This is a genomic window from Litorimonas sp., from assembly GCA_029936425.1.
GTDB lineage: Bacteria > Pseudomonadota > Alphaproteobacteria > Caulobacterales > Maricaulaceae > Litorimonas.
The window spans coordinates 1-21,078 of sequence record JAPYSU010000024.1 but is presented as its reverse complement, the minus strand read 5'-3'; the positions used below and the strand labels follow the sequence as shown (position 1 = coordinate 21,078).

Below are 21,078 nucleotides of genomic sequence, written 5' to 3'. Positions count from 1 at the left end.
TTAGTCTCCCCGGTCTATGCGGGGAGGCGCTTTAAAATTTGAACGCCAAAGAGATCAAATCTTCTTTCAATGCCTCCGGGGACGGACGGGCCAAGACCTTATCCACGTCGTCATGAGTTTTCCGCCAAATCGGAACGGCTTGGGTCAACAGATCCAGCCCGTCTTCTGTCAAAGAGAGGCGGCGGCTGCGTTTATCCTCCGGGTCTTTTGTCACGCTTAGGAGCCCTCTTTTTTGCAAGGGTTTTAAATTGGCGGTGAGGGTCGTTCTGTCCATTGCGAGAAGATAGGCAACATCGCTTATTCGCGGCGGCTCGGGCCGGTTTAGGGAGACCAAAAGGGAATATTGTCCTTGCGTTAAGTTGAGAGGGCGAAGGGCTTCGTCAAATCGTCTGGCGAGCGCCCGCGCCGCGCGCTGAACATGAAGGCACAGACATCGGTCGCGCACTTCATGGGTCACGGAAAGGGGAAGGCTATCTCTCATTATATGAATATATGTTGACATCAACGTAATGTCAAAGTAATAGGCCTCTAACCTCAGTTATAAGAGGAATAAGGTGAAGGAGAACGGTACTCATTGTGAGGAGACTATAAGTCATGGCCGGGTTACAGAAAAAAGTCAGAACCTGCCTCTGGTTTGAGGGGAATGGCCGCGAGGCGGCGGAGTTTTATGTCTCGCTATTACCGAACAGTTATATAGATGAAAAATTTGCGGCTTTTGAGGACGAACCTCTTGTCGTAGAATTTACACTTGCCGGCGCGCCGATGATGACCCTGAACGGCGGTCCCATGTTCAAACATTCCGAAGCGGCGTCAATCAGTGTTTTGACCGAAGACCAGGCCGAGACGGATAAATTGTGGGACACCCTCACCCGAGAAGGTGAGGAGAGCCAGTGTGGGTGGCTAAAAGACCGATACGGAATTTCCTGGCAGATAACCCCTAAGCGTATGGTGGAGCTGATTAATCACGAAAACAAGCAGGCCGCCGAGCGCGCCAGGAACGCCATGTTTAAAATGAAAAAGATCAACATTGCGGCCATTGAAGCCGCCTTTGCAGGAGAGTGAAATGACTTATGTCGATGTTATGATTTGCGCGGTGCCCAAAAAGAACAAAGAAGAATTTATCCAGCATTCAGAGAGTTTTATAGGTCTGTTCAAAAAACACGGAGCGGTCTCAGCGGCGGATTTTTGGGAAGATGATGTTCCAGACGGAAAATTGACCTCTCTGCCTATGGCTGTGAAAAAAGAGGACAATGAGGTCGTTGTCTATTCCCACATTATTTGGCCGTCCAAAAAGGTTCGGAATGAAGGCATGCCCAAAGCGATGCAGGATATGGAATCCATGGAGGAGGCCCATAATATGCCATTCGATGGTAAACGGATGATTTTCGGCGGGTTTGATCAGATTGTCGAAGGGTGAGCTTTTGGGCTCGTCTTTGTTTAAGCCAGAAAAGACATAAATTATGAGTGCTGAGAAAATAGAAATTGAAGCCCTTATTCAAGCGTCTCCCGACAAAGTGTATCAACTTTGGACGGAGCCTGAACATATAACAAAATGGAACTTTGCCTCTGATGACTGGTGCTGCCCTAGAGCAGAAAATGACCTCCGGGTCGGGGGAAAATATAAAACCCGGATGGAAGCCAAAGATGGTCGTTTTGGCTTTGATTTTGAGGGTGAATATGAGGAGGTAAAACCTTCTGAAAAGCTTGTTTATTCCATGCCGGATGGCCGACAGGTCGAAACCACATTTGAAGAAGAGGCTAAGTCAACCCGTGTCACGACCCGGTTTGATCCGGAATCCCAAAACTCTATCGAAATGCAACGAGAGGGTTGGCAAGCTATCTTGGATAATTTCAAGAAATATGCTGAAACACACTGAAATGTGTTTGTAAGGCGGCGCCAAAGCCGCCTTTGAGCTAATAGCTATATTTCAAGGCGATCCCGTATGTGCGGGGTTGGCCGCGGAAGGTGTTATAGCCGATAAAACCGTAGCCGGAGACAGCGTAGTCTGAATTGGACAGATTTCTGCCCCAGACACCGACCTCGATTCCATTTCTGAACAATAGGTCGGCAGAGGCATCAAGGGTTTCATAGCCCTCCTGTTTGCGTGTTTCCAGGCCTTCGGCGTCGAGGAAAAAGTCGCTTTGATACTTCCCGCTGCCGCTGAGCTTCGCCGACAGGTTATTGCTGAGGGGCCATTGATAGCTGGCGGAGAAAATGGCGGAAAATTCGGACGCGAAAGGCAAAGCGTTTCCATCGAAAATATCGGCGTTTTGCGGGACATTGGGATCTTCATCCTGCTGTATTTCCGTTTGCAGCCAAGTAACGCCGCCATTTAAGTCAAGTCCTTCAACCGGCGTCCAGTGTCCCTCGGCTTCCACGCCGTATGACGTGGCTTTGTCGAGGTTTGAAAGGGAGTTTGATGTAAAGCTCCCGCCGCTCTCCAAATCGAACGGCACAAAGATCCGGGCCTGCGGGCTATCGTAGAATTGATAAAACCCGGCGAGATTGAAAGTGAGGCTGCCGCGCGTGAGTTTTGATCCGAGTTCAAAAGCGTTCACGGTCTCCGCGCCGAAAAGACCTTCATCGGAAAAATGGGTCGCATTGTTTATGACTTCGCCGTTAAAGCCGCCGCTCTTATATCCATTGGCAAAGGAAGCGTAGAGAAGTGTGTCGTCTGAAACATGGTAATTCAGGCCCAAATTTCCGGACAGGCGTGTGTCTTTGATTTCATTGTCTCCGATAGCGAGGCCCAGCCCGTCGCGATTGTTCAAGCTAAGCGTTCCGTCATCAAAATAATGGCGGCCTTCTCCGCGGCCCTGTATGTTTTCATAAGAAAGCCGTCCGCCAATGACCGCTTCCAATCGGTCGGTTATATCGAAACTGTTATAGGTAAAGAGCGCCGCCGTTTTTCGCGATTGCGTAATCAAAGACTGAAGAGAAAAAGCTGTGCCATCTGAACGAGGTGAGGGACCAACCCGTCCGGGCGCGCCGACGTAAGAGCAAGTGCCGATAAGAGCCACCGGGTCAAGCGGGCCGCAATAGATCAGATATTCCTGATCGAAGTCTTCGGCCTCCAGATAGGCGCCGATCATCCATTCTGCGCTCTCGCCGACATGGCTGAGGCGGAATTCCTGACTGACTTGTGTGAAATCCCGGTCATAGCGCAGATTGGAGTTCAGCGTAGAAATGCCAAACGGTGCGGGCGTCCCGTCAAAGTCAAACCCGTAATTCTGGGAATAGCCCGTATAAGCGGTGAGCGATACAAAATCGAGATTTCCGAAATTCTGACGAAGCTGCGCCGAAGCCCCGTAAAACGCATTGTCGGTGTCTTGTATGCCATCAGGCCCAACTGAGATTTCATGCCTGCCGACGTCCAGGCTGTCATTAAGCGGGGCGGTATTAATACCGTTATCTTCGGCGTAATGCACATTGAGCAAAATTTCGGTCTGATCGGAAGGCGTAATGCGTCCTATGGCGCGAAGCCCGAATTCATCTTTTTTGCCGCCGCCGATTTCGGGGGCCGTCACATCTGGGTTTGTTACAACATTGTCTAGAGCCGGCTCTTGCGACAAATACCGTCCGGAAAGGCGCAGGGAAAATATATCACTGACCGGCAGAGTCGCGCCGGCGTTTAGGTTAATCCGCTCGAAATTTCCGAACTCCGAAGAGAGATAGCCCGTCTTTTCCTGACCGGGCAGGACGGAATTGAAATTAATCGCGCCGCTGGAGGCGTTGCGGCCATAAAGCGAACCTTGCGGGCCTTTCAGAACTTCGGCGCGTTCTATGTCAAAAAGGAGCGGGCTGGTCTGGACATTGGTGGCCTGGTAAACGCCGTCAACATAGACAGCCGCAGCGGTGGGAGTGAGGGCCTGATGATCCACCGCGCCAATTCCGCGAATTTGAAACGCAACCTGACTGCCATTTGCGACGGCCGCCTGAAGGCCAGGGACTTTTTGCGACAATTCTTCTGCGCCGTTAAGCTCGGACAGGCTTTCCCCGTCGATAACAGTCACGCTTAATCCAAGATCTTGGACGGATTTTTCAATCTTCGTGGCGGTCACGATGACTTCATCACCTTCCAACTGCGCGAAAGCGGTCGGGGCCGCTAGCATGAGCAAGCTGAGAGAGAGAGGCGCGGAATGAATAAGTCTTAGGCGTTTTGTCATGGGATCTCACTTTTGGGTCGTCCGGCTATTCATTAGCCAGCGGCGTTATAGACATTAGAAGGCTTAGGGAACCCCAAGAGAGAAAAATTTCCAAAGAAAAAGGCGGTTTTGTAAAAAACCACCTTATAAAATCTCAGTTTTGCAACTGTATTTTGTAAAAAGCCTTATTGCGCTAAAGTTTCTTCAATATAATCATCGACCAATTGTTCGAGGATATTGAGCGGAACAGCTCCGTTTCTCAGGACAACGTCGTGATATTCACGAATATCGAAGTCTTCTCCGAGCGCTTCCTCCGCCCGCGCGCGGAGTTCCTGTATTTTCAGCATTCCGATCTTATAGGCCGTCGCCTGACCCGGCATGACAATGTAGCGTTCAATCGCATTTATCGCGTCACCCTTAGGATTTGGCGTATTCTCGACGAGCCAGTCAATCGCTTCTTCGCGCGTCCATTGTTTGTCATGTAGTCCTGTATCGACGACCAAACGGCCTGCGCGCCACAGCTCCATTGCGAGACGGCCAAAGTCGGAATAGGGATCTTCATAATATCCCATTTCCTTTGGCAGATACTCTGAATACAGGCCCCACCCTTCGGAGTAAGGTGTATAGCCGCCAAACCTGCGGAAGTCCGGAATGCCGTCCAGTTCCTGCGCAATGGCGATCTGCATGTGATGGCCCGGAATGCCTTCGTGGTAAGCCAGAGCTTCCATCTGATAGGTGGGCATATCCTTCATCTCATAGAGATTGGCATAGTAATAGCCTGGGCGTGACCCATCTGCGGCCGGGCGGGAGTAAAAGGCCTTGCCGGCGCTCTGTTCCCGGAAAGGCTCTACCGCGCGGACTTCAAGTTCGGCTTTCGGCTTTCGCAAGAAGACGGAATCAAGATCGTCTTCCATGATATCAATAAGCTCAGTCGCTTCTTTCAGATAGCGCTCCTTGCCTTCTTCGCCGGAGTAATAAAATTGCTCATCCGTGCGCATGAAGTCGAAAAACTCATTCAGGGTGCCGTCAAATTCTACCTTTGCCATGATTTCGCGCATTTCTTCGTGAATGCGGTCTGTTTCAGAAAGCCCCAGCTCGTGAATTTCGGTCGGAGTCATATCCGTCGTTGTCATTTGACGCAGGCGGTAGGCATAAAAATCATCGCCCTCGGGCAGTTTCCAAGCGCCGTCCTCTTCGGTCGCCAGTTCCTGCTGTCGCAAAAGCTCCGTCTTCAACTCGGCATAAGCGGGTTGAACGTGGTCCTGTAAAGCTTTGATAGCATCAGAATATAGAGCTTCGCGATCTTCCTCAGACAGGTCGAGTTTTTCGGTTTTCTTTTTGAAATCCGCCAGCATCAGATTGAGTTCTTCCGTATCTTCGAAGGGCGCTCCAGACATGATATTATCGACATCCCGCAGGACGTGAGCATACACAAATTTAGGCGGTAAAATCTCTTTCTCGGCACTGGCTTTGGAGTTTTCCACGACCTGACCCAGTTTGGTCTCTATCCCTCTGAGGCGGGCAATATAGGCTCGTGCGTCTTCCACCGTGTCGATCTTGTGCTGGTTAAGCAGGAAGGTCGGAATATTGGCGTGGGCGCCGAACATCTGGTTGAAGCGATAAGAATGATCATACCACGGCTTTCCTTCCAGGGCGCGCTCTACCGTATCCACATAGAGGTCGTAGGAAAGCTGATGCGCGGCATCAAGCTCAGCGCGGGGGAAGTTTTCTTTCATTTCTTCCATAGCGCGGCGGCGGCGGTCCAGCTCATTCAGATAAAAAGTTTTGGACTCGTCATTCCACTGATCCATCTTTTCCTTGCGGCCCAGTTGAGCCAGCATTTCGGGGCGTTTGCTAAGGTAGATTTCAAAGTCCTCAGCAAACCACTCGTCAAGGCGCTCATTGATGCTGCTTTCGGTGGCCATGGTTTCCGTGGCCGGGGCGTTTTGCGTTGCCTCGTTATTAGTCGTTTCACCTTGGCAGGCCGCGAGCGCCAATAGGCTCGCCCCCAAAATAATGGTCTTTTTGAAAGTCATATAGTGTCCTCTTTTATATTTAGACTTCAGGTTTCTTTTTTTGTCAGGATCCAGTTATCTACGTTTTGCTCCAATATATCCAGAGGGACAGAGCCATTGATCAGAATAACATCATGAAATTCCGCAATATCAAAGTTTTCGCCGAGGACGTCTTCGGCTTTTTTGCGTAAGTCCTGAATTTTCAACTTCCCGATCATATATGCCGTGGCCTGCCCGGGCCAAACGATATAACGGTCAATTTCTGCCCGTATGTCGCCTTCCGGGTTCGGGATGTTATCGAGATAATACTGAACAGCTTCTTCGCGGGTCCATTTTTTGGCGTGGACACCCGTATCCACCACAAGGCGCGCCGCCCGGAAAATTTCCATGGAGAGCTGACCGAATTTCGAATAGGGATCGGTATAAAGCCCAAGCCCGTCCGGAAGGCTCTCGGCGTAAAGCCCCCAGCCTTCAATATAGGCTGTATGGCCCCCTAAAGTCCGGAAACGCGGCAATCCCTCCAATTCCTGCGCGAGCGCAATTTGCATGTGATGACCGGGTATGCCTTCATGATAGGCCAGAGCCTGTTGAAGGTATTTCGGCTGCTCTCCGACATCTTTCAAATTGATGTAATAAGTTCCCGGTCGGGAACCATCAGGGGCCGGACTGTTGTAAAAGGCGCCGAAAGCCGTGTCTTCGCGAAAGGGTTCGACGCGTTTAACAATCAAATCGGCTTCAGGTTTGGTGAGGAAAAGTCCGTCCAGGCGGGTGTTCATATCATTTATGATAGCGGCTGCGTCCGCGATATAAGCCTCCCGCCCCGCCTCCGTATCGGGATAGACGAATTGTTCGTCCGTACGCAGATAGTCGAAAAACTCCAACAAGCTGCCGTCAAAACCGACCTGATCGACTATAGTTTTCATTTCAGTTTGAAGGCGCTCGACTTCCGCCAGCCCGATCTCGTGAATTTCTTCGGCCGTTAGGTCTGTGGTGGTATATTGTTTCAACCGAGCCGCGTAATAGGCCTCGCCATCGGGGAGTTTCCAGGCGCCGCTTTCGGAACTGGCGCTGGCTTCCTGCGCGTTGAACAATCCAATAAGCCTGTCATAGGCCGGTTTGACCGAGGCCCCCATGGCCAGTTCTGCCTGGGTATAAAGGTTGTTTTTGGCGTCATCACTCAGGTCGAGGGCTTCGACCTTTTGTTTGAAGTCGGCATAGAGCGGGCTCGGTGCATCTTCATCGAAGGGGTAACCCGAGATGACATTTTCCGAGGCCGTTCTGAGTTTTGCATAAACGAATTTTGGCAATTCTATTCCGGATGCAAATTGAGCTTCGGCGCGGTCAGCGGCTTGACCTAAATATCTGTCGAATTGGTTGAGCCGGGAAATATAGCCCCTCGCATCGGCCTCATTTGTGATCGTGTGAAAATTGATCATAAAAGAGGGAAGGTCGGAATGCGGCCCGTTCATATGCTGGAACACATAGTCATGTTGAGCGAACTCATACAGAGCCAGTTCCATTTCCGCTTCATATTCATAAAGCCGATAGGAGAGCCGGGTTTGAGGATCGAGTCGGTCAATATCGAAGGTTCTCCGCATCTCGTCCAGCCAGGCTTTATGAAGGGCGGCGTCTTCTTCAATCGCCATGTCAGAGATGTCGTCCAGCTTATCCTTACCGGTTTTCATGCCCAGATAGGTCTGAGTCTGGGGCGATCTGGCCAGCTTTTCTTCATACCGGGCTTTGAACCAGTCATTCAGAGCGGCGCTTTGCTCTCGCACAAGCGTTTCCCGAGACGGAGTATCGGACCCCGGCGAGCAGGCCGTCAATGTGAGAGCCGATAATGAGAGCCCCAGAACAAGCGAAACTGAAGACAGAAAACGGGAGCAGCTATTCATCCTGTAGCAGATAACACAGTCTCATCCTTATGACAGGTAGGTTGAGCAAAATATATTCTACCGTGAATGACTATTCACAGGTCTAGGACAGAATTTAAGGTGAGCCTTGCCCCTAAAAGCTGTTAGGTCGTAAGACGAAGAGAGTGATTCGTGATGATTTATTTAGACTCAGAAAAAATTCGTCAAACAAGTCTTTGGGCACTCGCTCAATGAGGGGGAGTCTGTCAGAGCAGACGGTTTCGGGCCGCTCCGATAAAAGGTCGGTTGGATTCTGGGCTCTCATCACCAGCTTGTCATTGCTTATTCTGATCTGCGCCGCTGTCGTCGCGGTAAATGCGGCGGTATTGGGCTGGATAGGGATTTCCTTTATCGCAGGCCTTGCGGTCATTTCTGTCATCGCCGTCGTCGGAATTTTATCGGCTCAGCGGACTCGTGGAACTGACAGGCGGGGCGGATCAGGGCGCGGAACGCTTTACTCTCAGGCTTTTCTGGACAGCGCGGAACCTTCATTGATCACTCTGAACGGCAACCCTGTTCATGCCAATCAAGCTTATTTTGAATTCGCCCGTAATTTGAGCGAGACTCCCGCGGACTTAAGAACTGACGACGCTTTACCTCCGGCAATTGACCGCATTTTTTCCTCGGGCAGTGATGATATGGCGTCCGCCCTATTTCGTCTCCATCACATCAGCCCCGAGAGTGCCGGGGCGGAGGAGATTGTTGAGTATTTGAGTGCTGAGAACGGATTGCGCCAGTATAAGGTTTCTGTTCGTCGTCTGGGGGGACAAAGTGGGGCGCAGTCCGAAGCGGCCTTTTTATGGCAAATATCCGACGTTACTCAGAAGGAGAGGGAGGGAGAAGGTCACCTGTCGCATGCACCGGTGGGGCTGTTTTCCATCCGCCCCGACGGACAGATTCTTGCCATGAATAAAGTGCTCTTGCGGTGGTTGGGCGTCGAAGATGATCCGGCCCCGTCCCATATTCGTGATTTTATTGAGAACCCTGACAGTCTTTTGCAAAGCACCGCTATAGCTGGCCGAACAGTGAGAACGGATACGCGGCTCATCACGCGTAAAAACGTTGTGACTCCGACGATTATGGTCGGGGGGTGGGAGTCCTTAAAAAGTGGAGGCCTTATTTGTAACGTCGCTCTTTATGGTCACTCTACGTTGGCTCAACCGCAGATTTCTGCCTCCAGCCAGAGCCAGAGTGTCAGGCACGATAAGAGCGCGCCTCTCGCCGAAACAAGTGACAGACGATCCGGACAGGGCAGCCAGGAAGGCTCATTATCGGGTTTTGCCTCTGCCCCTGTCGGAATGCTTGAGTTAAGCCTTCCTGATTTATCGACTCCTCTGGCGGAAGCACAGCTGATGAAAGCCAATCCGGCCTTTGGACGCATGAGTGAAGGGCTGGAGTGGTCGGATAAGACCTTTGGAGAGATTTTCGCGCCGCATAGCACGGAGCACCGTTTTCTCGATTTGAGTCCGGAGCAAACGGATGCGGATAAACCGTTCGAGGCCATATTACTCGGCGCTCCGGCTTTGCCAGTGAGCGTGTATATTGTGCCGGACAAGCGCCAGGTAAATCTCCTTTCGGACGAAAGCCCGGAAACGCCGGAAAGCCAGACGGTCTGGGTCTTTCTGGTGGATGTCAGCGCGCGCAAGTCACTTGAGGACCAACTTGTCCAGAGCCAGAAAATGCAGGCGATTGGACAGCTCGCGGCGGGTGTGGCCCATGATTTCAACAACCTTCTGACGGCGATCCGATTGAATACGGATGAGCTGCTGCAGCGTCATCCGGTTGGGGATCCGTCCTATCCTGAACTTCAAAATATAAATTCTACCGGATTACGCGCCGGGGCCTTGGTGAAAAAGCTCTTGGCGTTTTCACGCAAACAGACACGGCGCATGGAAATGCTTTCTGTCACGGATACGCTTTCGGATATGGTGGTGACTTTGCGTCAGACCCTCGGCGAGAAAGCCAAGCTGGTTATGGTGCATGGACGAAACCTGCCGCCCGTGATTGCCGATAAGAGCCAGATCGACACCGTGTTGATGAATCTTTGTGTAAATGCGCGAGATGCGATGGCCGAGCAGGGCGGCGGCACAATTACGGTCAAAAGCGCTGAATTGATCCGTAGCGAGATTAAGGATCCGGTCCTGGCGGGGTCTCTGAGAGGTCTGCCCGGCGATCACTTTGTCACAATTGAAGTCTCTGATACCGGCACGGGTATGAGCGATGAGGTCAAGGCCAAGATATTTGAACCTTTCTTCACAACCAAGGAGCAGGGCAAGGGCACAGGACTCGGATTGGCGACCGTTTACGGTATTGTCCAACAGACCGGCGGTCATCTGGACGTTCAAAGTCAGCTCGGCAAAGGGACGACTTTTCGTATAACCCTGCCTGTGGCTGATCCGTCCAAGCTCCCGGCCGATGTGGAACCCGTAAAACCTTCCGCGCCGATCGAGCCGCGCAAGCCCGCCGATCTGGCCGGGCAGGGCACAATCCTCTTTGTCGAGGATGAGGCGAGCGTCAGACTTATCGCAGCCAAGACCCTGCGCAAGCGCGGCTATACAGTGATAGAAGCGGAAGACGGAGAGGAGGCGCTCGAAATCCTGGAGGACGGCGACCAGACCTTTGACATGATGATATCCGATGTCGTCATGCCGGGTATGGACGGGCCAACTTTGTTGAAACAAGGAAGAGCGCTTTTAGGCGAGGCTAGAATCGTGTTTATTTCGGGTTATGCCGAAGAACATTTTTCTGATTTACTGTCCGAAGAACCGGATGTGACCTTCCTGCCAAAGCCGTTTACATTGGTGCAATTGGCCGAAAAGGTGAAGTCGGAGATCGGCGAGGCGCAATAAAGAGTAAAAGAGTCAGTGACTTAGAAAAAAAGTTAGTTTGTTCTATTTTTGTTCTTGCTTCAAAAGAACAAATATGAAACATAATATTTATACCCATCACGGCAGTCCGAAGCAGCCGTAACTTTATCAGATCCATCGAAGGGCTCCGATGGATCGCACTGGAGTTTATAACATGGCCAGAAATTCAACCCCTCTCAAAGTCGTCGGTAAAGCAGACGATAAAAACAAATCCGCCGCGCTTGATGCGGCTCTGTCCCAGATTGACCGCGCCTTTGGTAAGGGCTCCGTCATGAAGCTGGGGCAAAAATCCACAATGGATGTGGCGGCCGTTTCCACTGGCTCGCTGGGTCTTGATATTGCGCTTGGCATAGGCGGTCTGCCTAAAGGGCGGGTTATCGAGATTTACGGACCTGAAAGTTCCGGTAAAACAACGCTCTCGCTTCACGCTGTGGCGGAAATGCAGAAAGAAGGCGGCGTGGCCGCGTTTATTGACGCCGAACACGCGCTTGATCCGGTTTATGCCGGAAAGCTCGGCGTTGATGTGAACGAGCTTTTGATTGCTCAGCCTGATACTGGCGAGCAGGGGCTTGAAATTGCCGATACGCTGGTTCGCTCCGGCGCGATTGATATTCTGGTTATTGACTCAGTGGCGGCTTTGACTCCGCGCGCCGAACTGGAAGGCGATATGGGCGACTCACTTCCCGGTCTTCAGGCGCGGTTGATGAGCCAGGCGCTTCGCAAATTGACGGGCTCCATTTCCAAATCCGGCTGTATGGTGATTTTCATCAACCAGATTCGGATGAAGATTGGCGTTATGTATGGCTCCCCCGAGACAACAACAGGCGGAAATGCGCTGAAATTCTACTCTTCCGTCCGTTTGGATATTCGCCGTATTGGCGCGATCAAATATCGCGACGAAGTGATTGGCAACCAGACCCGCGTCAAAATCGTCAAAAACAAAGTGGCGCCTCCCTTCCGTCAGGTTGAATTCGACATCATGTATGGCGAAGGCATTTCCAAAACGGGCGAGCTGATTGACCTGGGCGTAAAGGCCGAAGTGATTGAGAAATCTGGTTCCTGGTATTCCTATGGCGATGAACGTATCGGGCAGGGACGTGAAAATGTGCGAACCTTCCTCAAGGAAAATCCGGATATTGCTGCCGATATTGAACGCCGCATCCGCACCAATGAAGGCCTTATCGACGAAGAGCTTCTTATGCCGAAAGAAGAGCGCGTCGAGGATGACGGAGATGCGGCGAGCGCGTCGGCTTAGTCCTAGATAGGATAATCCCCGAATTTAGAACACCCGAAGGCTCTCCCCCTTATATAGAGCCTTCGGTGCGCAGCCTGCCTTCCAAACCACTTTGGCCCTTATTGTGGTTTTGACTGAGGATGTCTCTTTGGTCTGACGGCAGATTTGCATAAAAGAGCGCTTGGCACTGCCAAGCGCTCTTTCTATAGGGGCGGGTAGTTCACTTAATAAGATTTTACCCCGGTGGTTTCATGACCAGTCTGAATGACATTCGATCGCAGTTTCTCAATTATTACGGAACGCATGATCATGCGATCTGGCCGTCGGCCCCGCTTGTGCCGGATAACGATCCGACGCTTCTTTTCGTCAATGCGGGCATGGTACCGTTCAAGGATTATTTCACCGGCGCTTTAACCCCTGACTCCAAACGCGCCACGACTTCGCAAAAATGTGTCCGCGCGGGCGGCAAACATAACGATCTGGACAATGTCGGATATACGGCTCGCCACCATACCTTTTTTGAAATGCTCGGAAATTTTTCATTCGGGGACTATTTTAAAGAACAAGCCATTTCCCATGCGTGGAACGTTGTCACGAAAGAATTCGGCCTGCCGAAAGAAAAGCTATTGGTCACGGTTTTTCATACGGATGACGAGGCTTATGACCTTTGGAAAAAAATTACAGGCCTTCCGGAAGACCGCATCATCCGCATTGCCACCTCTGATAATTTCTGGGCCATGGGCGATACCGGGCCGTGCGGCCCCTGTTCGGAAATCTTCTATGACCATGGAGATCACATCCCGGGCGGGCCTCCCGGTACGCCGGAAGAAGACGGCGACCGTTTCATCGAAATCTGGAATCTCGTCTTCATGCAATATGAGCGCTTTGCGGATGGCCGCGAGCAGTCCCTGCCCAAGCCGTCCATTGATACAGGCATGGGCCTGGAGCGGATTACGACCATCCTTCAGGGCGTCCATGATAATTACGATATCGACCTTTTTAAAACACTGATTGGTGCGTCCGTTGACTTGACAGGTGTGAAAGCCGAAGGCGAGGCGAAATTTTCGCACCGCGTCATAGCGGATCACTTGCGGTCTTGTTCTTTCCTGATGGCGGATGGCGTCTCGCCGTCCAATGAAGGGCGCGGCTATGTCCTTCGCCGGATTATGCGCCGCGCCATGCGGCACGCGCATTTGCTGGGCGCGAAAGATCCGCTGATGCACCGGCTTGTCCCGACACTGGTTCAGGAAATGGGCGAGGCTTATGACGAGCTTAACCGCGCAAAAGCCTCCATCACAGCGACATTCGAACAGGAAGAAGAACGGTTCCGCCGTACACTGGGCCGAGGGACAGCGCTTTTGGAAGGCGCGATTTCCGACCTTTCAAAAGGCGACAAGCTGGACGGCGAAACAGCGTTCAAGCTTTATGATACTTACGGTTTCCCGATTGACCTGACGCAAGACGCGCTTCGCGCCAAAGGTCTGGAAGTAGATCTGGAAGGCTTTGATGCGGCTATGGAGCGGCAGAAAACACAATCCCGCGAAGGCGGTTTTGCCTCCGGCGATCAGGCCACAGATGATGTCTGGAACAAGGCCAAAGATGAAGCCGGCGATAGTGTGTTTACCGGCTATGAGTTCCTGACATCCAAGCAGGACATAAAGGTCCTGGTGCAGGACGGTGTTCGCGTGCAAAGCGCCCAGCCCGGGCCGGTTATGTTCCTGACCTCAGAGACCCCGTTCTACGCAGAGAGCGGCGGACAAGCCGGCGATAAGGGTGTGGCAACATTCGAGAGCGGCGCCAAGATCACTATTAAAGACGTGCAAAAGAAAGCGGGCGGGCTGCACGTTCATATCGGCGATCTTGAAGGGTCCGTCGAGGTCGGCGACAGCGCTCAAATCTCTGTGGACTCCCAGAACCGCGAAACCACAAAACATAATCACTCGGCCACCCATCTTTTACACGAAGCGTTGCGCCGCGTGCTTGGGGATCATGTCGCGCAAAAAGGCCAAATGGTGGACGGCGAACGCATCCGCTTTGACATCTCGCATGGTCAGGCCATCACGCGTGAAGAACTTGCCGAAGTCGAGGATCAGGTGAATGAAATCATTCAGCAAAACTCTCCGGCCATGACAAAATTGATGAGCCCGGATGAGGCGATCAAGGCGGGTGCCTTGGCTCTCTTTGGCGAAAAATACGGAGATGAAGTCCGGGTGTTGAGCCTTGGTGAGGATCCCGAAGGCGGAGCCCAAGCCTATTCCGTCGAACTTTGCGGCGGCACACATGTCGCGCGAACAGGCGATATTGCCTTGTTCAAAATCGTCAGTGAAGGCGCCGTGGCGGCTGGCATTCGCCGGGTCGAAGCTGTGACAGGCGAGGTGGCGCGCCGCTATTTAGAAGACCAGGCCGGCCTGACCCGCAAGGCGGCGGATACTTTAAAAACACGGCCTGAAGACGTGCCGGAGCGGATTGAGACGCTCCTGGCGGATCGTAAACGTCTTGAGGCCGAACTGGCCGAGGCGAAAAAACAAATCGCGCTCGGCGGCGGAGGAGGCGCGGCAAGCGCCGAAGAGATCAACGGCGTCAAAGTGATGGCAAAGGTGTTGGAGGGCGTCTCGGGGAAAAACCTTCGCTCCATGATGAATGAGCAGCTCGACGCGCTCGGCTCGGGCATTGTCGCTTTTGTCGCAAAGGACTCAGGCAAAGTCGCGGTCGGCGTGGCCGTCAGCGATGATCTGGTCGGAACATATTCTGCTTCGGACTTGGTCAATGTTGGCGCGCCCTTGGTGGATGGCCGCGGCGGCGGCAAACCCGGCATGGCGCAGGCGGGCGGCTCTAAACCCGAAGGCGCCGATGACGCGCTTGCCGCGATAAAGGCGGCTATCTAAACATGCCTGACGCGCTGTATATAACGCCGCGTCTGTCTATCCCGATGAGCGAGATAGAGCTGACCGCGATCCGCGCCTCCGGGCCGGGCGGTCAGCACGTCAATAAAACGTCTTCCGCTATCCAGCTGCGCTTTTATATCCCGGCATCGGACGCTCTAAATAAAGCTCAGAAATCGCGTTTGTTTGCCTATTCTGACAATCATATTTCCGAAAATGGGGTCGTGATTATCAAGGCTCAAAACCACCGCTCACAAGCGCGAAATCAGGATGAGGCGCTCAAACGGTTTAAGGATTTACTTAAATCTGCTTTTAAAAAAGAGAAAAAACGCAAGCCGACCCGCCCGACGCGGGGATCTGTCAGGCGGCGATTGAAAGCCAAGAAAATACGCGGCGAGAAGAAGGCTTTGAGAGGAAAAGTCAGCCGCGACGCGAAGTGGTAGTTGAAGAAGAGAGTTGTGAATGACTAGTAAATCCGAAGGTGATGTTAATAAATTTGAGAAAAACATTCTTGAACATATCCGAGAGCATGGATTTTCGACAAATCACGTATTTGACCCTGAAGGAGAAAACCCAAGCTTGACCTATTCAATTGGTTTTCCGACTACGCTATCTTGTCCGGATTTTATAATTTTTGGTCTCCCTAAAGACTTAATGCATGGAATGATTTGGGATATTTTCCATGCGATAACATCAGGAAAAACTCCATCAGATGGCGAGGTTTGGCCTAAATTGCTGGAGGGAGATTTTCTTTGCGTAAGCAAGGAGGTGCATCCCGACAACTATTTCAAAAACTATTTAAATTCAGCTGTATGGTATCATAAACATACAGGACGTGACATTAGCAATTTTCGTGCGTTTCAGATGGTTTGGCCCGGTGTCGTCGATAAAAAATACCCTTGGGAAGAGGGTGACGCTGAGGCTGTAATCAAAGCGCAAACCCCTTTATGGTTTCCTAACCTCCCATAAATCCCTTCAAGGCGCCGGTGGTGTTATCTCCGATTTCCGGCACGCCGTAACCGCCTTCCATGATAAAACTGGTGGGCAGGCCGAGCTTGGCGATTTCCGCGCCATAGGCCGGATAGTCTTCGACTTTTAATTTAAAGCTGCTGATGGGATCGCGCTCGAAAGTGTCCACACCGAGAGAGACGACGAGGGCGTCTGGTTTGAACTTTCGGATTTTTGCTATCGCGTCCAATAAGGCTTCTTTCCATGTTGGATAATGCGTGCCTGCGGGTAGGGGGTAATTCAATGTATAGCCTTCCCCTTTGCCCGCGCCTTTTTCATCTTTATGTCCCCAGAAATAGGGGAAGTGGTGATCGGGCTCTCCGTGAAGAGAGGCGAAGAGGACATCGTCTCGGTCATAGAAAATATCCTGTGTGCCGTTCCCGTGATGAAAATCCACGTCCAAAATAGCGACGCGGTTCACGCCCTTATTCAAAAGCGCCTGAGCCGCGATGGCCGCATTGTTTAGGATGCAATAGCCCGACATATAATCCGCCCCCGCATGATGGCCCGGTGGACGGATAAGGGCAAAAGCCGATTCGCCCTTTGCGACCGAATTAACGGTTCCCAAAGCGCAAGCGGCGGTGGAGGCAAGGGCGGTCCAGCTTGTTTCTGTAATCATCGTGTCGGCGGAGCTGCAGAAATAGCCGGCCGCGCCGTCAATCTCGATCGGCGGTTTGGCCCGTCGGGGATTGTAAGGAAAGCTCATGGGCAGGACGTCGCCCGCATATCCAGCGTCTTTCCATCTGGCCCAAGCCGTATGAACGAAGTGGACATAATCCTCCGTGTGAACGCCGTCCAGACAGGCAGGGTCAAATGCCGGCGGCGCGGTGAAATCCGTGAGCCCAGCGCGTTTCATACCGGCCATGAGCAGATCCATTCGGTGCGGCCCTTCATGGGGCGTCACCATCTCTCCGCGGTGAAGTTCCGCCCTGGGGTGATGAGCCAAATGGTCGTCTGTATAGTAGATTTTCATGGTCCCTGCCGTGCCGATTATGTATTACAGCCTATAATGCCTACATATTGCGCTTGAAGTCGCAAGGCTAATCGGCTAATTGCGCGTTCAAATCAGCGGCTCACAGAGGTGAGGCCGCTTTGTTATTGGTTTAATGGAGGCCCTGATGGCTGTCCCTAAGAGTAAAATTTCAAATTCCCGTCGCGGTATGCGCCGCGCTCATGACGCTTTGACGGCTGTCAACTATGTCGAAGACAAGGACAGCGGAGAGCTTCGCCGTCAACACCATATCGACCTTAAATCCGGTATGTATAAGGGCCGTCAGGTTCTGACCCCAAAAGACTAAGTCTTTCTGATTAAGTATAAGCTGCCGGGAGATACCCATGGTCGAGATCGAAACAGTTTTCGCCAGGGAAATCCTGGACAGTCGTGGAAATCCCACATTAGAAGTTGACGTCACATTGATTGACGGAGCTTTTGGCCGCGCGGCTGTCCCGAGCGGCGCGTCCACGGGAGCCCATGAAGCGGTTGAGCTTCGCGACGGCGACAAGAAACGCTATGGCGGCAAGGGCGTCCTCAAAGCCGTTAAAAATATCAATACAGAAATAGCTGACACGCTTGAAGGTCTGGAAGCCGAAAACCAACGCGGCATTGATCAAATCCTGATCGAACTGGACGGAACTGAAAACAAGGGCCGTCTCGGCGCGAATGCGACTCTCGGCGTGTCGCTTGCGGTCGCCAAAGCTATGGCTGATTCTCTCGAAATACCGCTTTACCGCTATGTCGGCGGCGCGAATGCGCGCATCCTGCCCGTTCCCATGATGAATATCATCAATGGCGGCGAACATGCGGACAACCCCATCGACGTTCAAGAATTCATGGTCATGCCCGTCGGCGCAGAAAGCTTCCCGGAAGCCTTGCGAACCGGCGCGGAAATTTTCCACAGTCTAAAAGCAAAACTCAAATCTGACGGACATAATACGAATGTGGGCGATGAAGGCGGTTTTGCGCCGAACCTCGCCTCCACGCGCTCCGCGCTGGACTATATCATGTCTGCAGTGGAAGATGCCGGTTTTAAACCGGGCGGCGACGTTATGCTGGCCTTGGATGTGGCTTCAACCGAGTTTTTCAAAGACAAGAAATATCATTTGAAAGGAGAGGGCGCGACGCTCTCTTCCGGGGATTTTGTCGATTATCTGGCAAAACTGACCAAAGACTATCCTATTTTTTCTATCGAAGACGGCATGGCCGAAGATGATTGGGAAGGTTGGGTCAATCTGAACGAGCGTATCGGGAAATCGGTTCAGCTGGTCGGGGATGATCTGTTTGTCACAAATCCGAAGCGTCTGCGCACCGGTATCGAAATGGGCGCGGCCAATTCCATTCTGGTCAAAGTCAATCAAATCGGCACTCTCTCCGAGACACTCGACGCTGTCGATATGGCGCATCGGGCTGGATATACGGCTGTGATGAGTCACCGGTCCGGCGAAACCTCTGATACGACGATTGCAGATCTCGCGGTGGCGACGAATTGCGGTCAGATCAAAACGGGGTCTCTGGCGCGGTCCGACCGGCTGGCAAAATATAATCAGCTTTTGCGGATCAATGAAGGTTTGGGCGAGATGGCCGAATATGCCGGCCGCTCCATTCTCAAGCTTTAATCAGGCTTACTCTATAGGGTGCGTAAACGCCTGATTCTTTGTCTGATTCTTTGAGAGTCTTAAGTCTGTCTTAACCCTGATCCGCAATATCGGGGTATGCGCTACGTCCCGCCCATTACGCCGGATCGACCCCCGGGCTTTGGCCCCCTGGTCGCTCTTCAGGCCTTTACGCGCCGCGTGCGGTGGCCGGTCATGGCGATTATGATCCTTTATGCCTATCTTGCCTTTCATGCGTTTTCCGGCTCACAAGGTCTGATGAACTGGATGAATAAGGAAGATCAAGCTGTCGTGCTCAAATCCCGACTTGAAAATATCAAGTCAGAACGCCTAGCACTTGAGAGGCGTGTGGACGCCCTCGATGTTGCCCATCTGGATTTAGATGCTCTGGATGCCTTGTCTCGAGAAAAACTACATTATTCACATCCGAAGGATATGACGATTTGGCTTGACCCAAAGGGCTGATTTTGGTGATTGTGTCGTAAGACAGACGGTTCTGGCCGTTTTTTAATTCGTATCCAAACTATCGAGATCCCTATGGCGACCAAATCCGGTAAATCTGCCTCTAAAAAGAGAGCGTCAAAAAAACCTGCCGCGAAAAAGTCAAATCATAAAACAAATGCGGAAGAGCTACTTGGCTATTACCGCGAAATGCTTTTGATCCGCCGGTTCGAGGAAAAAGCCGGACAGCTCTATGGTATGGGCCAGATCGCGGGCTTCTGCCACCTTTATATCGGTCAGGAAGCGGTCGTCATTGGCTGCCAGGCCGCAATGGAAGAGGGGGACCAGATGATCACAGGCTATCGGGATCATGGTCACATGCTCGCCTGCGGAATGGAAAGCAAAGGCGTGATGGCCGAGCTGACAGGCCGAGAAGGCGGCTATTCCCGAGGCAAGGGCGGCTCCATGCACATGTTTTCAACCGAAAAGAAATTTTACGGCGGTCACGGCATTGTCGGCGCGCAGGTTCCGATTGGCGCCGGAATTGGTTTTGCCAATAAATATCTGGACAATGGCGCGGTGAGTCTCGCTTTCTTTGGAGACGGCGCGTCCAACCAAGGCCAGGTTTATGAGACCTTCAATATGGCCAAGCTCTGGGATTTGCCGGTCGTTTTCGTGATTGAAAACAACCAATACGCCATGGGGACTTCTGTTGAGCGGTCGTCTGCCGAAACCGAACTATACAAACGCGGGAGCAGTTTCGAGATAGAGGGCATTCAGGTTGACGGCATGAATATCCTCGAAGTGCGCGACGCCGCCGCAAAAGCCATCAAACATGCGCGGTCCGGCAAGGGGCCAATGATTTTAGAAATGAAGACGTATCGCTATCGCGGTCATTCTATGTCTGATCCGGCGAAATATCGCTCTCGCGACGAAGTAACAAAAACCCGAACGGAACGTGACCCTATTGATGCGGTGCGAAAGCAATTGCTCGATAAGAAATGGGCGGATGAAGACGAGCTCAAAGCTCTGGATAAGGAAATTAAAGCCATCATCGCCGACGCCGCAGAATTTGCGCAGTCTTCGCCGGAGCCTGATCCGTCAGAGCTTTGGACGGATGTTCTGCTGGAAGCCTGATGCAGCTCGCCCAGCTCAATATCGCTGAGGCGCGGTTTGAGACCGACGCCCCCGAAATGTCCGGGTTTACCGGGCGTATTGACGCGATCAATGCGCTCGCAGACCGGGCGCCGGGTTTCGTCTGGCGATTGACGGATGAAGGGCCGGAAGACGGCGCGTTGTCCCTGCGCATGGAGGGATTAGGCGCGTCAACTTTGGTGAATATGAGCGTTTGGGACAACATCGAAAGCCTCTTTCATTTTGTTTACAAGACAGCGCATACGAAAGTGATGCGCGAAGAACGCCCGACATTTAACCGAATTCCCACAGAGCATATGGTGCTTTGGTGGATTAAGGACGGCCATATACCGACATTGAGCGAGGCGGAAGCCAAGCTGAATATGATCCGCGCCAAGGGATCAACACCTGCGGCTTTTTCTTTCGCCGTTCCCTTTAATGAAAAGGGGCAGGCCATCACGCCTCAATTTCCGAAAAAGGACTGCGCCTAATGTCAATTTTATCTTATCTGCTTCTCAGCGTTGCCTTGTTCTTTGTCATGATTCTTGTGCAAGCCCTGTTTGCGACCGCCCATTACGGATTGGGCGCTCTGGCAGGCCCGCGCGATGATATGAAAGCGCCGAGCGCGAAAGTCGCCCGCGCCGCTCGGGCCAATCAGAATATGATCGAAGGCATGGTGATGTTCATCCCGCTGGCTTTGGCGGCCATACAGACCGGCGCCGTGGGCAGCACAGTGACGCTGGGCGCGGCGCTCTTTTTCTGGGCCCGGCTTGTATATGCGCCGATCTATTGGTTCGGCGTTCCGTGGGTGCGGACGCTCGTCTGGGC

19 protein-coding genes are annotated in these 21,078 nt (G+C 52.4%); 14 read left to right on the top strand and 5 right to left on the bottom strand.

Features of this window, described 5'->3' with window-relative positions:
- Window positions 1-31 precede the first annotated feature (31 nt).
- Window positions 32-502 (bottom strand): MarR family winged helix-turn-helix transcriptional regulator, encoded by a 471-nt coding sequence (locus ACN0IC_RS13995; protein ID WP_416879405.1) that lies wholly within the window; start codon window positions 500-502, stop codon window positions 32-34.
- Window positions 503-594: 92 nt separating this feature from the next.
- Between ACN0IC_RS13995 and ACN0IC_RS13990 the strand changes: the two genes are divergently transcribed.
- The 3 genes from ACN0IC_RS13990 to ACN0IC_RS13980 are packed head-to-tail and all read left to right on the top strand — an operon-like array spanning window position 595 to window position 1,877.
- Window positions 595-1,062: a VOC family protein gene (locus ACN0IC_RS13990; protein ID WP_416879404.1), complete on the top strand. Its 468-nt coding sequence runs from the start codon at window positions 595-597 to the stop codon at window positions 1,060-1,062.
- A gap of 1 nt (window position 1,063) precedes the next feature.
- Window positions 1,064-1,417 carry a DUF1428 domain-containing protein gene (locus tag ACN0IC_RS13985; protein WP_416879403.1) on the top strand — a complete coding sequence of 118 codons (354 nt, stop codon included), beginning with the start codon at window positions 1,064-1,066 and terminating at the stop codon, window positions 1,415-1,417.
- A 43-nt stretch (window positions 1,418-1,460) separates the two neighbouring features.
- Window positions 1,461-1,877, top strand: coding sequence for an SRPBCC family protein (locus ACN0IC_RS13980; RefSeq protein ID WP_416879402.1), 417 nt, complete (start codon window positions 1,461-1,463; stop codon window positions 1,875-1,877).
- A gap of 37 nt (window positions 1,878-1,914) precedes the next feature.
- Here the strand turns inward: ACN0IC_RS13980 and ACN0IC_RS13975 are convergent, their stop codons facing one another.
- The 3 genes from ACN0IC_RS13975 to ACN0IC_RS13965 form a co-directional block, all read right to left on the bottom strand.
- Window positions 1,915-4,167 (bottom strand): TonB-dependent receptor, encoded by a 2,253-nt coding sequence (locus ACN0IC_RS13975; RefSeq protein ID WP_416879401.1) that lies wholly within the window; start codon window positions 4,165-4,167, stop codon window positions 1,915-1,917.
- A gap of 164 nt (window positions 4,168-4,331) precedes the next feature.
- Window positions 4,332-6,182: a DUF885 domain-containing protein gene (locus tag ACN0IC_RS13970; protein ID WP_416879400.1), complete on the bottom strand. Its 1,851-nt coding sequence runs from the start codon at window positions 6,180-6,182 to the stop codon at window positions 4,332-4,334.
- Between the two features lie 26 nt (window positions 6,183-6,208).
- Entirely contained in the window at window positions 6,209-7,939 is a 1,731-nt protein-coding gene (locus ACN0IC_RS13965) for a DUF885 domain-containing protein (protein WP_416879399.1), read from the bottom strand.
- A 311-nt stretch (window positions 7,940-8,250) separates the two neighbouring features.
- Between ACN0IC_RS13965 and ACN0IC_RS13960 the strand changes: the two genes are divergently transcribed.
- The 5 genes from ACN0IC_RS13960 (at window position 8,251) to ACN0IC_RS13940 (ending at window position 16,026) form a co-directional block, all read left to right on the top strand.
- Entirely contained in the window at window positions 8,251-10,923 is a 2,673-nt protein-coding gene (locus tag ACN0IC_RS13960; protein WP_416879398.1) for an ATP-binding protein, read from the top strand.
- Window positions 10,924-11,095: 172 nt separating this feature from the next.
- A complete protein-coding gene (gene recA / locus ACN0IC_RS13955; RefSeq protein ID WP_416879397.1) occupies window positions 11,096-12,196 on the top strand; it encodes a recombinase RecA in 1,101 nt (366 codons plus the stop codon).
- 230 nt (window positions 12,197-12,426) lie between these two features.
- On the top strand, window positions 12,427-15,060 hold the full coding sequence (gene alaS, locus ACN0IC_RS13950) for an alanine--tRNA ligase (protein ID WP_416879396.1): 2,634 nt from the start codon (window positions 12,427-12,429) through the stop codon (window positions 15,058-15,060).
- A 2-nt stretch (window positions 15,061-15,062) separates the two neighbouring features.
- Window positions 15,063-15,500: an alternative ribosome rescue aminoacyl-tRNA hydrolase ArfB gene (gene arfB / locus ACN0IC_RS13945; protein WP_416879395.1), complete on the top strand. Its 438-nt coding sequence runs from the start codon at window positions 15,063-15,065 to the stop codon at window positions 15,498-15,500.
- A 19-nt stretch (window positions 15,501-15,519) separates the two neighbouring features.
- A complete protein-coding gene (locus ACN0IC_RS13940) occupies window positions 15,520-16,026 on the top strand; it encodes a DUF4262 domain-containing protein (RefSeq protein ID WP_416879394.1) in 507 nt (168 codons plus the stop codon).
- On the opposite strand, the gene ACN0IC_RS13935 is transcribed toward ACN0IC_RS13940, so the two are convergent.
- On the bottom strand, window positions 16,013-17,038 hold the full coding sequence (locus ACN0IC_RS13935) for a histone deacetylase family protein (RefSeq protein ID WP_416879393.1): 1,026 nt from the start codon (window positions 17,036-17,038) through the stop codon (window positions 16,013-16,015). The genes ACN0IC_RS13940 and ACN0IC_RS13935 overlap by 14 nt on opposite strands.
- A 145-nt stretch (window positions 17,039-17,183) precedes the next feature.
- On the opposite strand from ACN0IC_RS13935, the gene rpmF reads away from it, so the two are divergent.
- From rpmF to ACN0IC_RS13905, 6 genes are all read left to right on the top strand, one after another.
- Window positions 17,184-17,363, top strand: a complete 180-nt coding sequence (rpmF, locus tag ACN0IC_RS13930) for a 50S ribosomal protein L32 (protein ID WP_415810812.1) — start codon at window positions 17,184-17,186, stop codon at window positions 17,361-17,363.
- A gap of 37 nt (window positions 17,364-17,400) precedes the next feature.
- Window positions 17,401-18,678, top strand: a complete 1,278-nt coding sequence (gene eno, locus ACN0IC_RS13925; RefSeq protein ID WP_416879392.1) for a phosphopyruvate hydratase — start codon at window positions 17,401-17,403, stop codon at window positions 18,676-18,678.
- A gap of 96 nt (window positions 18,679-18,774) precedes the next feature.
- Entirely contained in the window at window positions 18,775-19,140 is a 366-nt protein-coding gene (locus ACN0IC_RS13920; protein WP_416879391.1) for an FtsB family cell division protein, read from the top strand.
- A gap of 72 nt (window positions 19,141-19,212) precedes the next feature.
- On the top strand, window positions 19,213-20,253 hold the full coding sequence (gene pdhA / locus ACN0IC_RS13915) for a pyruvate dehydrogenase (acetyl-transferring) E1 component subunit alpha (RefSeq protein WP_416879390.1): 1,041 nt from the start codon (window positions 19,213-19,215) through the stop codon (window positions 20,251-20,253).
- Window positions 20,253-20,741, top strand: coding sequence for a DUF3291 domain-containing protein (locus ACN0IC_RS13910; RefSeq protein WP_416879389.1), 489 nt, complete (start codon window positions 20,253-20,255; stop codon window positions 20,739-20,741). The genes pdhA and ACN0IC_RS13910 overlap by 1 nt, the downstream gene beginning before the upstream one ends.
- Window positions 20,741-21,078, top strand: a 338-nt coding sequence (locus ACN0IC_RS13905) for an MAPEG family protein (protein WP_416879388.1), incomplete at its 3' end; no start/stop codon positions are given. The genes ACN0IC_RS13910 and ACN0IC_RS13905, both read left to right, overlap by 1 nt.

Coding starts and splice junctions, on each gene's coding strand:
- ACN0IC_RS13990 (WP_416879404.1), top strand. CDS start 595: ATGGCCGGGTTACAGAAAAAAGTCAGAACCTGCCTCTGGTTTGAGGGG.
- ACN0IC_RS13980 (WP_416879402.1), top strand. CDS start 1,461: ATGAGTGCTGAGAAAATAGAAATTGAAGCCCTTATTCAAGCGTCTCCC.
- ACN0IC_RS13935 (WP_416879393.1), bottom strand. CDS start 17,038: ATGAAAATCTACTATACAGACGACCATTTGGCTCATCACCCCAGGGCG.
- eno (WP_416879392.1), top strand. CDS start 17,401: ATGGTCGAGATCGAAACAGTTTTCGCCAGGGAAATCCTGGACAGTCGT.
- ACN0IC_RS13970 (WP_416879400.1), bottom strand. CDS start 6,182: ATGACTTTCAAAAAGACCATTATTTTGGGGGCGAGCCTATTGGCGCTC.
- arfB (WP_416879395.1), top strand. CDS start 15,063: ATGCCTGACGCGCTGTATATAACGCCGCGTCTGTCTATCCCGATGAGC.
- ACN0IC_RS13985 (WP_416879403.1), top strand. CDS start 1,064: ATGACTTATGTCGATGTTATGATTTGCGCGGTGCCCAAAAAGAACAAA.
- alaS (WP_416879396.1), top strand. CDS start 12,427: ATGACCAGTCTGAATGACATTCGATCGCAGTTTCTCAATTATTACGGA.
- ACN0IC_RS13995 (WP_416879405.1), bottom strand. CDS start 502: ATGTCAACATATATTCATATAATGAGAGATAGCCTTCCCCTTTCCGTG.
- recA (WP_416879397.1), top strand. CDS start 11,096: ATGGCCAGAAATTCAACCCCTCTCAAAGTCGTCGGTAAAGCAGACGAT.
- pdhA (WP_416879390.1), top strand. CDS start 19,213: ATGGCGACCAAATCCGGTAAATCTGCCTCTAAAAAGAGAGCGTCAAAA.
- ACN0IC_RS13910 (WP_416879389.1), top strand. CDS start 20,253: ATGCAGCTCGCCCAGCTCAATATCGCTGAGGCGCGGTTTGAGACCGAC.
- rpmF (WP_415810812.1), top strand. CDS start 17,184: ATGGCTGTCCCTAAGAGTAAAATTTCAAATTCCCGTCGCGGTATGCGC.
- ACN0IC_RS13975 (WP_416879401.1), bottom strand. CDS start 4,167: ATGACAAAACGCCTAAGACTTATTCATTCCGCGCCTCTCTCTCTCAGC.
- ACN0IC_RS13920 (WP_416879391.1), top strand. CDS start 18,775: ATGCGCTACGTCCCGCCCATTACGCCGGATCGACCCCCGGGCTTTGGC.
- ACN0IC_RS13940 (WP_416879394.1), top strand. CDS start 15,520: ATGACTAGTAAATCCGAAGGTGATGTTAATAAATTTGAGAAAAACATT.